Origin of the sequence: Pseudovibrio sp. Ad26, from assembly GCF_001623285.1 — a bacterium.
Lineage (GTDB): Bacteria > Pseudomonadota > Alphaproteobacteria > Rhizobiales > Stappiaceae > Pseudovibrio > Pseudovibrio ascidiaceicola.
The window spans coordinates 1-13,104 of record NZ_LMCE01000109.1; the positions used below are offsets into that span (position 1 = coordinate 1).

Genomic DNA, 13,104 nt, shown 5'->3' on the forward strand with positions numbered 1-13,104 from the left:
CGCAGAACTCTTCAAAATCGCCGCTTGCGTTACCACGCGCAAGCCGCTTAACATCAACATGCAAACCGGGCCAAACACGCCGCTATTCAGAAGCTAATTCTGTCTAACTTCATTCGACGACGGACACTCCCCGTATGAAACCAACGTAGCATTAACTGAAGCAAATCTGTGGGCTGAAACTGAACTTAACTTTGGCAACTTTCAGTTCCGACCAGGTGTGCGCTTGGATTACGAAAACTTCTTAAATAATGTGAATGTAGCTCCACGTTTAAAGGCGTCATGGGAAGCAACTGATCGTGTCATTATCTCAGGTGGCTTTAACCGTTACTATGACGATAGCATGCTTGGATATGCTCTAAAGTCTGGCGACAGCAAAAGTGTAACTCACTGGCGAAATATTGAAAATGGCGACATTAGCAACGAGTTAGACGCTGAAGGCGGGTGGTATTACAAAAGCAGCAAAACGGCTATTAACTACGCAAGTTTTGGTCTGAGGACGCCCTACAACGATGAGTACACGGTCGGTGTGAGCGTAACTGATCCACTCATTGATGGTGTGTTTCGCATCAAATACTTACATCGAATGGGTGAAGATCGCTTCGCAAAAAATGACGCTGGCGATACCTTGACCAATGAAGGTTCCAGTAAGTACGACAGTGTTTCAGTTGAGTACGCTAAGACCTGGAGCGATCTTTCATTCGGACCGCTCAACACACTCGGTTTCAGTGTCAGCGCTTCATGGGCGAAACGTCATGTCACGAATAACAGCTACTTCGAAGAAGTCGAGTTAGAAGACTACATTTACTACAAGGGCAAGTCTTATACGGAATCCGGATTTGATGGGGTAAAGGGCAATCTGGACATCCCAATACGGGGTGGCCTTCGTTTACAGGCTGGATTGCTTGATAATCGCTTGAAACTCTGGAGCAGTGCTTCATTTACACTACCATATGACGGTGTCATCGACAGCAAGGAAAACATCGATATTGAAGTCGATGGCACAGAGCAGAATCATGATGTCTACGTTGATCACCGTTATGACTTCACAACCTATGTAAATGTTGGTGCCTCCTACCAGCTTGCCAAGACTGAGTTCGGAGAAACGATTGTTACCGCGAAGGTAAATAACGTCTTCAACGAGATCGGGAATGCTACTGCTTCAGACACAAATCCCTTCAAAAAAGGCCGCCAGTTCTGGTTAGGGTTGAAGACGAGTTTCTAGGGGTTGGGCCGGGGAGCTGGCCTTTTTCTTTTTCATGACAATAAAAGCAAAGTAACATGCTTAAGAAGATTACTGTTTCTAGAGTAGCTGCTGCGGTTTCTACAGCGGTGCTCCTGTTGCCTACTATGGGTGCTGTTTTAGCGCAAACTCCTTCTGGAGAGCCGCTTCGTGCCATCTATCAAAAGCCGGTGTCAGAATGGCCTGCACCAACCATCGATGAAGGTGTTGAGTTGAGCGAGATGGCTCCGCTTCAACTGCCCAAGAGACCTGAAAAGGGCTCGAAAGAGCATCTGATTGCTGCGCTTGGCGCAAGGTTGTTTGATGATCCAATTCTTTCCAAGAGCGGGCAGATTTCCTGTCAGAGTTGCCACAACAGGGAACTTGGTTGGGCGGACGGCGTCAAAACTTCGTTTGGGCATGATCGCCAAAAGGGCAATCGAAATGCACCGGCGGTGATTACTGCTATGCATCGCCCTTCCCTCTTTTGGGATGGCCGCGCTGCAACGCTGGAGGAACAGGCGCTCGGGCCAATTGAGAACCCGATTGAGATGGCAGCTGAGCTTTATAAAGTCCTTGAGCGGCTGAATACCCATGACGTTTATCCCGAGATGTTTTTCGATGCTTTTGCAGCCAACCAAATCTCAGCGGATCTTCTGGCAACCGCGATTGCCTCTTTTGAACGCGGGCTAGAGCGGAAAACAAGGTTAGATCTGTTTATGGAAGGTCGCCACAGCGTTTTGAGCGACAGTCAGATCCGTGGCCTACATCTGTTTCGCACCAAAGCTCGCTGTATGAACTGCCACAACGGACCTACTCTAACAGACGGCAAGTTCCACAACCTTGGCCTGACTTACTTCGCTAAACCGCTGGAAGATTTGGGACGCTATCAGGTGACTAATGACCCGAAAGATGTTGGTGCATTTGCAACGCCAAGCCTACGTCATATCCGCAAGAGCGCGCCATACATGCATAATGGTATCATCTCATCTCTGCGAAAAGTGGTGTTGCTTTACAATTTCGGTGGCGGTCGCGAGCGGCCCCGCACCAAGAAAGAAGCAGCTGATCCACTCTTTCCTAAGCACTCCAATCTGTTGCAGCCATTGAAACTGACCAGACCCGAAATTGAGGATCTAGTGAATTTCCTGGAAGCTCTATGAGCTTCACAGTTCTTGCCGCCATGAGTATTTTAGACTAATCAGAAGTTGAAATATTTCACCGACAAGGATAACCCAGTTCAGGTTGAATGTCCGGTATTGCTCAGTTGCTACGAGTCAGGAATGTCTAGACGTTCGGGCCAGGAGCTGCCATTCAGGTAGTTCCATTAAGGATTGAGACAATCCGTATGGGAGTTACTGTTGACGCTTTCCTGAGAGCATTTTAGCTGGGTCTATACGCTCAATGTAGTTGCACTAACAGATCTAACAATGGGCCTCACTTTAGAGCTATCTGATTGATATTGAAGGCAAGTTTAAAGTTGGTTTTCATTGCTATATTTTCTAGATGTCTTTTTCGGTGCCCGCAGCAAGTACCTGCCTTATTTTCTGAATAGCAGCACACATTTAACTGAACTGCTAGCGATCATTAAGTGGGGCGCTCTGGAATCGCTAGCATTACTCAAAAGTTGGTTAGACTAAAAATCCCAGTCTTCGTCTTCGGTCGCCACGGCTTTGCCGATGACGTAGGAGGAGCCGGAGCCGGAGAAGAAGTCGTGGTTTTCGTCGGCATTTGGAGATAGTGAGGCCATGATCGCCGGGTTCACCTGGCAAATGGCTTCTGGGAACAGGCCTTCGAAGCCCAAATTTTGTAGGGCCTTGTTGGCGTTGTAATGCAGGAAGTGTTTCACATCTTCCGTCAAACCCAATGGATCATAGAGGTCTTCCGTGTACTTGATCTCCAAATCATATAGATCAAACAACAACGCAAAGGCGAAGTCTTTGATCTCTGCACGTTCTGTTTCTGACAAACGTTCCAGACTGCGCTGGAACTTGTAGCCGATGTAATAGCCGTGCACCGCTTCATCGCGGATAATCAGGCGGATCAGATCTGCGGTGTTGGTGAGTTTTGCGCGGCTGGACCAATGCATCGGCAGATAGAAGCCGGAGTAAAACAGGAAGCTCTCCAGAAATACGCTGGCAATCTTCTTCTTCAGCGGGCTGCTGGTTGCATTGTACTCCTCCAGGATCAAACGCGACTTAACTTGCAAGAACTCATTTTCTTCCGACCAACGAAAGGCATCATCCACCTCAGCCGTGCGGCATAGGGTTGAGAAGACGGAGGAGTAAGAACGGGCATGCACCGCCTCCATGAAAGCGATGTTGGTGAGTACAGCCTCTTCATGAGGCGTTATCGCATCTGCCATCAACGCTGGCGCGCCTACTGTATTCTGGATGGTATCCAGCAAAGTCAGACCAGTGAACACGCGAATGGTGAGCTGCTGCTCTTCTGGTGTGAGCGAGGCCCAGCTTTGCAAATCGTTGGAAAGCGGTACTTTTTCCGGCAGCCAGAAGTTGGAGGTCAACCTGTTCCAGATCTCCAAATCTTTATCGTCCTGCAGACGGTTCCAGTTCACGGCCTTAGCAACTGGCTGAATAGCACTGTGTAGTGTCATTTTATTTCCTCAAACCTCAAAGAGAGCAGGCCACACAGCCTTGAACTTCGGTGCCTTCCAGCGCCATCTGGCGCAGGCGCACGTAGTAGATTGTTTTGATGCCCTTCTTCCAGGCGTAGATCTGGGCCTTATTGATATCGCGAGTGGTCGCGGTATCGGGGAAAAACAATGTGAGCGACAGGCCCTGGTCCACGTGCTGGGTGGCTGCGGCATAGGTGTCAATCAGCGCTTCCGGGCCAATCTCGTAGGCATCGCGATAGTACTCCAGATTGTCGTTGGTCATGAACGGCGCTGGGTAGTAGACACGCCCAATCTTGCCCTCTTTGCGAATCTCAATTTTGGAAACAATCGGGTGTATCGACGATGTGGAGTTGTTGATGTAACTGATGGACCCAGTTGGCGGCACAGCTTGAAGGTTGCGGTTGAACAGGCCGTCCTTCATCACCGCCTCCTTCAAGGTTTTCCATTCGGCGCGCGTTGGGATGTGGATGCCAAACTTATCGAAAAGAGCTGTTGTACGTTCCGTTTCCGGCATCCAGTCTTTGTCAACATACTTGTCGAAGAACACACCAGAGGCGTACTGGCTCTCCGCAAACCCCTTAAAGCTCTCTCCGCGCTCTCGCGCCAATTCATTGGATGCACGAATGCAGTGATAAAGCACCGAACAGAAATAGACATTGGTGAAGTCGATGGCCTCAGGGCTGCCATAGTGAACAAGCTCTCGCGCAAGAAAACCGTGCAGGTTCATCTGTCCAAGGCCAATGGCGTGGCTCTCGTCATTACCACGGCGCACGGAGGGCACAGAGTCGATTGCGCTCATCCCAGAAACCGCCGTCAGTGCGCGAATGGCCGTCTCAACCGTTGCCCCCAAATCCCCGCCATCCATGGCCTTGGCAATATTGAGCGAGCCAAGGTTGCAGGAGATATCTGAGCCAAGATGGGCGTAGGACAGATCGTCTTTAAACGTGCTTGCCTCGTTCACCTGCAGGATTTCTGAACACAGATTGGACATGTTGATACGCCCGGCCACGGGATTAGCGGCGTTTGCAGTGTCCTCAAACAAAATGTATGGATAGCCACTTTCGAACTGGATCTCTGCCAGCAACTGGAAGAAGTCACGAGCCCGCATTTTCCTTTTGCGGATCTTCGGATTATCCACCATTTCGCGGTATTTATCTGTCACAGAGATTTCTGAGAACGGTACGCCGTAAACCTTCTCCACGTCGTGAGGCGAGAACAGGTACATTTCCTCGTTCTGCTTAGCGAGCTGGAAGGTGATATCCGGAATAACCACACCAAGGGAAAGGGTTTTGATGCGGACCTTTTCGTCAGCATTTTCGCGCTTGGTATCGAGAAAGTTCAGAATGTCCGGGTGATGTGCATTCAGGTAGACTGCTCCAGCCCCCTGACGGGCACCCAACTGGTTGGCATAGCTGAAACTATCTTCCAACAACTTCATCACAGGTACGACACCAGAGGACTGGTTTTCAACGCCCTTAATCGGAGCGCCAGACTCGCGCAGGTTGGTCAGCAGCAAGGCAACACCACCACCGCGCTTGGACAGTTGCAATGCGGAGTTGATGGAACGGCCAATCGACTCCATGTTGTCTTCCAGACGCAGCAGGAAGCAGGAAATCAGCTCACCGCGCTGCTTTTTGCCTGCATTCAGAAAAGTAGGCGTTGCAGGCTGAAAGCGGCTGGAAATGATTTCATCCATCATCCGCATGGCAAGGTTTTCATCACTACGTGCCAGCGCCAGCGCCACCATAACGACGCGGTCTTCATAGCGCTCCAGATAACGTTTGCCATCAAACGTCTTCAACGCATAACTAGTGTAGAATTTGAACGCTCCAAGGAAAGTCGGAAAACGGAACTTCCGCTCATACGTAGCCACAAAAATGGCTTTCACAAACGCCGGGTCGTATTGCTCCAGAACTTCCGCTTCATAGTAATTCTCGCGCACCAAGTAGGTGAGTTTTTCCTCCAAAGAGTGAAAGAAAACGGTGTTCTGGTTCACATGTTCCAAAAAGTATTGACGTGCAGACTGACGGTCAGCCTCAAACTGGATTTTGCCTTCTACATCATAGAGGTTCAGCATGGCGTTCAGTGCATGGTAATCAAGTCCCTGCGGACTATTCACCGATTGCTCTAATGTTGTTGCTTCCAAAATAAATCTAGCCCCTGACGAACCCGCGCAATGTCTGTTTCCGTGCCTGCAAGTTCAAACTTGTAAAGGCATGGGCAACTGCATTTCGCGGCAATAATTGTCCCTGCATGAGCGAAAAACGCCCCAAAATTGCGATTGCCCGAGGCGATGACGCCTCGCAGCAAATTTCGATTGGCCGCATCATTCAAGAAACGGATCACCTGTTTGTGCACCGCCCCTCGCCCCTCACCATCCGCATATGTTGGTGTGATGAGCACAAAGGGATCCGCCATCTGCAACATAGGTTCAGACGTGCGATACGGTATGCGCTCAGCCGGGTGGCCGAGGCATTCAACAAAGCGATGTGTGTTTCCAGATGGGCTTGAGAAATAGACGAGCCCGCTCAACGTATCAGGCGAGCGCGCTTATCTTGTCTGGGCGAAAACCCGCCCAATGTTGGTCACCTGTGACAACAACAGGTACCTGGCGGTATCCAAGTTCTTGCACAGCAGCAAAAGCATCTGTGTCCTGAGAAAGGTCAATCACGTCGTAGGAGATTCCAGCGCTGTCCAGCGCACGAGTGGTTGCGGTGCACTGCACACAGGCAGGCTTGGAATATACGGTAATGCTCATGCTTTAGTCCCCGTAGCATAGGAGAAGAGGCTGGGGATGAGAGACAGGGACCCACGCATAAGGCAGACCTGCTCACAACCCGCTCAGGCCCTCCGCCTGTGGTTGTTAAAAGTCTCTTGGCAGGTCTCCTGACTACACAGCTCCAACACAGGCCTTCTACCTTCCCGAAGAACATCTCCAGTGGTATGAGCGAACGCCTGCTCGCTGCTTACAGTTGCGGGGGCAGTGCCGGATTTTCACCAGCTTCCCTCTTAGCTTGCGAGTCATCTCGCAAGAACCAAGAACGCCTCATATAGTGCATTTACGTAAGTGTGGGTCAACATATGGATGACTTTACACAATTTAATGCTGTGGAGTTTGGAAGCAGTATCTATACCTCACCCCAGTTTTGAGGGGCCTATCCTATACTTTTAACGGAGTTTTTGAGTTGGCGCCGTGCTTCGCAAATCGCCATTTAATACAACGATCATAGTTTCTTACCCTCGTTACCTGATGCTGTTTGCTGCAACCAGTTTCAAATTCGTATTACACACGCGCTCTTTCACTTAAAGAACACCAATAGCGAGCGCAATTGTCTGATAATCAACCAACAATATAACTTGACTATTATACTCATATTAAATCATATAATGGTTGCAATTTCCCCGTATACTCGTTTTAGTGAACGGCTCCGTTTCGTGACCAAATCCCAACAGCATGTAAAAATACATACAAAAAATTACGAGGGGCTGGTCCGCTATGCTGCATCCATAACCAAAGACTGGGCGCTCAGTGAGGACATTGTTCAGGATGCCTTCCTACGGATTGGCTCCAAATCACCCAACGCACCAGACAGCTACCTTCGTCGTATCGTTCACAATCTTTGCATCGACCAATTGCGCAAGCAACAACGGGAACTTCAGAGATTTGATCATGAAACTCCAATTACATCCTATTCGGAACAAAAGCCAACTCAGGAGAGTGCGTTAGCCGGCAAACAGGAGCTTAAACTGGTCATAAAAGCGCTTGCCGAATTACCACAAATAACACGCAAAGTCGTTGAATTGCACCGTCTGGAGGGGCTTAAGCTAAGAGAAATTGCTAGCCGTTTAAACCTTTCTGTGACGCAAACCCATGAGCACTTGCATACTGGTATTAAGCACTGCATGAAGGTGCTGAATGCAAAGAGATAGCGGCATAAACTACCAGTCCGACTTTAAAGACCTAGGCTTTTATGAAACAGCAGTCCTGACATTTGTAATCGAGGGTTTTAAGAGGTCTTTTGATTTCTTTTCGAAAAAGACAGTCATCCAATCGTCTCTTCTTAGGAAGGACAACTTCATAGCCATTCCGAGTACCAAAATCATTTCAGGATTAAGCCAATGAAACATTCAGATCGAAGGATTGAAAGGCGTTCAACAACGGAAGATGCTGCAATCGATTGGTTTATCCTTTTGGAAGAGTACCCGGAAGACCCACAGGTTAGGCAGGAATTTGAAAGTTGGCTAAATCAGCATCCTGAACATTCGAATGTTTGGAAGAGGGTAACTCAAACATCTTCTTTACTTGGTCAACTGGGGCAAGAGAGTTTGGAGCCGAATGTCAATACGGGTGAAATAGCTCAGCTCGCTGTTGCGCATAAAAGCCTCTTTGCAAAAATTCGACCGCATCTTACCGTCGGTTTTGCTTGCATTTTCCTCTTACTTTCAAGCATCTCTTTGATTCCACATCTCATGATTTGGATATATGCAGACCATAAAACAGATGTTGCCCAGTCAAAAGAAATACGTCTTCAAGATGGTTCGAAGATCTACCTCTCTGCTTATTCAGCTGTTGAATTGAATTTTGCCGCAGACCAGCGAAAGGTGAACCTGATGAGAGGGGAAGTGCTATTTGATGTAGCACCGGATGCGGACAGACCATTTGTTGTTACAACCGGCGATACCACGACAACAGTGCTAGGTACCCGCTTCAACATCAACAAGGGGCGCTCTATGGTTTCTGTCGGCGTCGAGCATGGGCACGTTGAGGTCGCACAGGCCTCTAATTTGCAGGAAAAGCTAGATCTGCGAGCATTTGAATGGGCAAGCCTGAGTGAGCATGGCAAACAAGTTGTAAGGACAGTCAACCAAGACTATATAGCTGCATGGCGGCAAGATAAGCTCTACGTTGAAGATCAGAGCTTTGAAGATGTGCTTTTCCAATTGCGTCGTTACATGAAGATACCAGTGATAGTGTTGGATCCTCGTCTCATGTCCAAACGTGTGACTGGTGTCTTTAACCTCAATGAGCCGAGACAAAGTTTGGATGCAATCTCAGCTGCACACTCTGTTCAACTCAGGGATTTTGGTTTCTTTGTTGCAATTTCGATGATCTAAGCTTTTGATATATTTATTGAAAAAATAAAAATACTCATACTTTTAAAAATATGAGTATTTTTCTCAGAAAATAAACCTCTCCAGATCGTCTCTTCTAGGAAATAGGGCGTGAGATTAGCGCCTAGTAATAATCCATGGGCGAGTTTGGAAGTGGTATATATGGAAACGGGGCATAAGGTGGGATTTCGCCTGGGGGGGCGTCACACCAAATTACTAGTAACAGTTTTGCTTGCATCATTGTTTCAAACAACTGCGTTATCACTACCCGCAGTGTATGCGCAATCTGCGTCAACGACGACTGAGTTAACCAGGCAGACATCATTCAACATTCCTGCAGGTTCATTATCAGCTGCACTTATGCAGATTGGTCAGCAAGCCAGCGTTCGGTTGTCTGTTAACGCAAAGAATATCAAAGGCATTCGCATAGCAGGCTTCAAAGCCGTTATGGCAACTCAAGATGCCTTAGATATGCTGTTAGATGGAACAGGGCTGATATACGAGATTGATCCATCTGGAATTATCATCATTTCTAGATTTCAGGATGCCATCTCAGTTGATAGCGATGATGCATCACTCTTACCAGTCATCGTGACGGCTTCCTCCGGAGACCCTGTCGGCTGGCAAGGGGCACCTGAATGGGTTTACGAAACACCTCGCGCAGTCAGTGTTATTGGCCGAGAAGAAATCAAAAACTCTAATGCTCGCACCGCAGCAGACCTCTTTGCTGGTGTGCCAGGAGTGACGGTTGCCGATAACCCGCAAGATCCCGGTATCAGCATCAATATTCGTGGCCTTCAGGACCAGAACCGCGTGAATGTGATGATTGATGGAGCACGCCAGAATTTCCAGAAAGCTGGTCATGATGAAACCGGACGCTTTTACGTTGATCCTGCTTTTGTCCGCCAGATTGAGATTGAAAAAAGTGCCATATCGGGTGTGGGTGGCGCGGGCGCTATGGGTGGTGTGGTCAATTTCCGAACAATTGAAGCCAAAGACCTGATCAAGCCTGACAGATCCTACGGCGTTGAGGGAAAGCTGGCAGCTGGTACGAATGCCTACAACTTCAACGGCAATCTCGCTGCTGGCATAAAACTGACTGACAACGTCAGTTTCGCAGCTGGTATCAGCAAAAAGAACCTTGGCAAATATCAAGCGGGTAACAATGGTAGTTTGGAGTTTAGTAAGACTGGCCAACCAGTTGTGTTTACCGGATCAGAAACGCTATCCTGGCTTACAAAATTAAACATCGATCTCAATGATGACCATACATTAGTGCTTGGCGCTCTTGGCTTCCACGATGCATTCACGAACAGCACAATCGGTGGTGACTTTCGCAACGAAAGCGATATCACCAACATAACAGGCACAGCAACTTACACTTGGCAGCCCGATGACAGTTGGTTTGACCTAGAAGCTAAACTCTGGGCGAACCGTACGCATAATGATCAATACCGCTTACCACGCACATCTAAGGGAGGCGGCTTCGATAATGATTTCGCACTCAATTCGTTGGGTGGTAGTCTTCAAAACACAAGCCAATTTGACCTTTCAGCGCTATCGATTTCCTGGAATTATGGGATTGAAGCGTTCAAAGATGTTGGAAAATCAAAATCAAAACCAGATGTATCAACGGTTGATTTGGATAGCTTATGGATTGGAGCCGACCCAAGTGGTGAACGTAATGTTTATAGTGCATTCAACCAACTAGCCTTTTCTTACAAGGATTTGGTCGAGCTAAATTTCGGCTTACGATATGATCAGTTTAATTTGAAGGGCACCCCAAAAACGGTTGAGTACGACCTTTCTGGAAACACTTCAGTTGTTGGACAGAATATCTCTAACTCGGGAAACAGGTTCTCTCCAACGTTCGCTCTCGCTATCACTCCATTAGATGGACTGCAATTCTTCGGTAGATATTCAGAGGGCTACAGAATTCCGACCGTCATGGAAACATTCCTGGGCGGCGAACATACTGGTGGCGGACTTCCATATCTTCCGAATGGGGCACTGCGACCAGAACTTGCCAAAACCTGGGAAGGTGGCCTCAACATCCAACTTGATGATCAGTTCATCGAGAATGACACATTGAGACTCAAGTTCTCTTACTTCAATCGGAAGGTTGAAAATTACGTCGCTTTGGCAAATGTGGCTGGCGCTACACTTGATCTAGGCAGTTTTGAGTTACAAATTCCCTACTATCAATATGGCAACCTTTATGAACGAATAAACACGCAAGGTTTTGAGTTAGAAGCATTTTATGATGCAGGTAGCTTCTTTGCAGGCGTCGCATATAACCGAAGTTATATCGACTTACCCAACGCTTTCACATTTGATAGTCCCTACACGGAGCATGGGGAAGCAGCAGATAGGGTTATCTTGCTCAATGTTGCACCCAAAAGCAAACTTAGCGCAAACGGTGGTCTTCGTTTCTTAGATGAGAGACTGACATTGGGCGGACGTATCATATACGTAGAGCCTGATGGCCAATTCGGCTTCTTTAGTGGCGGGTACAAGACAGATGTCTATACCGTCGTCGACCTCTACGGCTCCTACGAGTTCAATGAAAACGCGACACTGCGGGTAGACGTAAATAATCTGGGTGATGTTGCTTATGTCGACGCACTGACCGCTGGAGAGTTTCCATCTCCAGGCCGGACCGTTACCGCTGCTTTGAACTTCACATTTTAATCTACCTGCCAGCCAGCTTTACGCCAGCCAGCCTGACTGATCGCATGAGCGATCCCTCTCAAACGTTCTGAGAACGAACACAACCTCCACAGGAAGAGGAAATCATGGCTGTAACAATCAATTTGAGTGACGCAAACAACGACGGTACCGGCATCAATATGCCTGCGTATTTTGCGGATTATAACCAAAACTTTGATCGCTCTGGGTGGGGACACTTCTCCTCAAACCCTTTCGATTTCAGCGGTAACAATTATGCTGCAACAAACGGCTCAGCGCTTTTACCATTTGTCAGTGACAGCGCTCAATCATTCATCGTCGATTCTGGTTCAGCCGGAGACATCTCTTATAGCTTGACCAACCATGTCCTTAGTGGAGCGGTTGATAGTGTCTCATTCGGTCATGGTCTCGATTATGACTCGTCCTCAGACTCTTTCTCACATACGACCAATGACATTGACATCTCCGGCTTAGGACTGTCTGGCTCGGGCTCAGGTAACCCGGTACACAACGTTGTCTATGGCCTCATGAGCAATGACACGACAGCGCTGGAAGCTCAACTTAACGCCAATGATCTAGTCATCAACGGTAGCTCAGGGTCAGATACCATCCAAAGCTATTCAGGTGATGATGTCCTTACTGGCAACGCTGGCAATGATACATTTGTCTTCAACTCGGGCTCAGGCGCTGATGTAATCACTGACCTTGCTGCAGGTGATCTGATCGATGTGCTCGGCAACTGGAGCGGCGTGAGTGAATTTGACGATCTCATCATTGACTACGCATCGGACCCAGGTAATGCGGTTGTCTCTGCGGCAGGCACAACTGATACGATTACCGTAGAAGGCTTCTCATCAGGCCTGGACGACAGCTTCTTCATCTAACTTTTGTCAGATTGACATCGTTGACTTCAAAAATAAAGTACAGGCCGCACACCATGACACTACGAAACACTATGGTGTGCGGCTTGTCTTCAATGAACAGCTCTCAAATAAATTAGATTCTGAGATTGCTTAGTTTGCACTGACAACTCACTCAACGCATTATCACAGCCAGCGCCATGTCGTTGTTGCCTCACCAAGGCCTACTTTTAACTTCGGACTGGGCTATTCTCGTTAGAGAAACGTCACAGTCTCTGACAACCCAAATAAACAGTAGCTAAACGAACTATGATAATGCTCATAGTGCTTCGAGGAAATTCACCAGATCCTCGATTTCTGTTCTGTTTAGCTTCAATGGTTGCAAAAGTTCGGAATGCCTTGGGAAGAGTGGATCAGATGCTTCTTCCTTCGTTCTTGGTCGTTCGCGACCACCTCCGAATTTATATGTCCGTCGTCGAATGAAGTTAGACAGAATTAGCTTCTGAATAGCGGCGTGTTTGGCCCGGTTTGCATGTTGATGTTAAGCGGCTTGCGCGTGGTAACGCAAGCGGCGATTTTGAAGAGTTCTGCGT

10 protein-coding genes and 1 riboswitch are annotated in these 13,104 nt (G+C 48.1%); of the genes, 6 read left to right on the forward strand and 4 right to left on the reverse strand.

Annotation, left to right across the window (positions count from 1 at the left end):
- The first annotated feature begins 250 nt into the window (after positions 1-250).
- Both PsAD26_RS22970 and PsAD26_RS22975 read left to right on the forward strand, forming a co-directional pair.
- Positions 251-1,222, forward strand: a complete 972-nt coding sequence (locus PsAD26_RS22970; protein WP_193758340.1) for a hypothetical protein — start codon at positions 251-253, stop codon at positions 1,220-1,222.
- A gap of 56 nt (positions 1,223-1,278) precedes the next feature.
- A complete protein-coding gene (locus PsAD26_RS22975) occupies positions 1,279-2,379 on the forward strand; it encodes a cytochrome c peroxidase (protein WP_063312282.1) in 1,101 nt (366 codons plus the stop codon).
- 473 nt (positions 2,380-2,852) lie between these two features.
- Here PsAD26_RS22975 and nrdF read toward each other — a convergent pair whose 3' ends face one another.
- Genes nrdF through nrdH form a run of 4 tightly spaced genes read right to left on the reverse strand, consistent with a single transcriptional unit; the run spans position 2,853 to position 6,609 of the window.
- Positions 2,853-3,830 carry a class 1b ribonucleoside-diphosphate reductase subunit beta gene (gene nrdF, locus PsAD26_RS22980; RefSeq protein ID WP_063312283.1) on the reverse strand — a complete coding sequence of 326 codons (978 nt, stop codon included), beginning with the start codon at positions 3,828-3,830 and terminating at the stop codon, positions 2,853-2,855.
- 16 nt (positions 3,831-3,846) lie between these two features.
- The gene (gene nrdE, locus PsAD26_RS22985; protein ID WP_084403799.1) at positions 3,847-5,997 is read right to left on the reverse strand and encodes a class 1b ribonucleoside-diphosphate reductase subunit alpha; all 2,151 of its coding nucleotides are present in this window, start codon (positions 5,995-5,997) and stop codon (positions 3,847-3,849) included.
- On the reverse strand, positions 5,979-6,383 hold the full coding sequence (gene nrdI / locus PsAD26_RS22990) for a class Ib ribonucleoside-diphosphate reductase assembly flavoprotein NrdI (RefSeq protein WP_063312285.1): 405 nt from the start codon (positions 6,381-6,383) through the stop codon (positions 5,979-5,981). The genes nrdE and nrdI overlap by 19 nt, the downstream gene beginning before the upstream one ends.
- A 4-nt stretch (positions 6,384-6,387) precedes the next feature.
- Positions 6,388-6,609, reverse strand: a complete 222-nt coding sequence (gene nrdH / locus PsAD26_RS22995) for a glutaredoxin-like protein NrdH (protein WP_063295928.1) — start codon at positions 6,607-6,609, stop codon at positions 6,388-6,390.
- 100 nt (positions 6,610-6,709) lie between these two features.
- A riboswitch (cobalamin riboswitch) is annotated at positions 6,710-6,906 on the reverse strand.
- A 380-nt stretch (positions 6,907-7,286) separates the two neighbouring features.
- Between nrdH and PsAD26_RS23000 the strand changes: the two genes are divergently transcribed.
- The 4 genes from PsAD26_RS23000 (at position 7,287) to PsAD26_RS23020 (ending at position 12,535) form a co-directional block, all read left to right on the forward strand.
- The gene (locus PsAD26_RS23000; RefSeq protein WP_193758341.1) at positions 7,287-7,781 is read left to right on the forward strand and encodes a sigma-70 family RNA polymerase sigma factor; all 495 of its coding nucleotides are present in this window, start codon (positions 7,287-7,289) and stop codon (positions 7,779-7,781) included.
- A gap of 189 nt (positions 7,782-7,970) precedes the next feature.
- Entirely contained in the window at positions 7,971-8,966 is a 996-nt protein-coding gene (locus PsAD26_RS23010; RefSeq protein WP_063312287.1) for a FecR domain-containing protein, read from the forward strand.
- Positions 8,967-9,125: 159 nt separating this feature from the next.
- Positions 9,126-11,654 carry a TonB-dependent receptor gene (locus PsAD26_RS23015; RefSeq protein WP_084403800.1) on the forward strand — a complete coding sequence of 843 codons (2,529 nt, stop codon included), beginning with the start codon at positions 9,126-9,128 and terminating at the stop codon, positions 11,652-11,654.
- A 104-nt stretch (positions 11,655-11,758) separates the two neighbouring features.
- Complete coding sequence (locus PsAD26_RS23020) at positions 11,759-12,535, forward strand: heme acquisition protein HasA (protein WP_063312289.1); 777 nt, start codon at positions 11,759-11,761, stop codon at positions 12,533-12,535.
- Positions 12,536-13,104 lie beyond the last annotated feature (569 nt).

Coding starts and splice junctions, on each gene's coding strand:
- nrdF (WP_063312283.1), bottom strand. CDS start 3,830: ATGACACTACACAGTGCTATTCAGCCAGTTGCTAAGGCCGTGAACTGG.
- PsAD26_RS22975 (WP_063312282.1), top strand. CDS start 1,279: ATGCTTAAGAAGATTACTGTTTCTAGAGTAGCTGCTGCGGTTTCTACA.
- PsAD26_RS23015 (WP_084403800.1), top strand. CDS start 9,126: ATGGAAACGGGGCATAAGGTGGGATTTCGCCTGGGGGGGCGTCACACC.
- PsAD26_RS23010 (WP_063312287.1), top strand. CDS start 7,971: ATGAAACATTCAGATCGAAGGATTGAAAGGCGTTCAACAACGGAAGAT.
- PsAD26_RS23020 (WP_063312289.1), top strand. CDS start 11,759: ATGGCTGTAACAATCAATTTGAGTGACGCAAACAACGACGGTACCGGC.
- nrdH (WP_063295928.1), bottom strand. CDS start 6,609: ATGAGCATTACCGTATATTCCAAGCCTGCCTGTGTGCAGTGCACCGCA.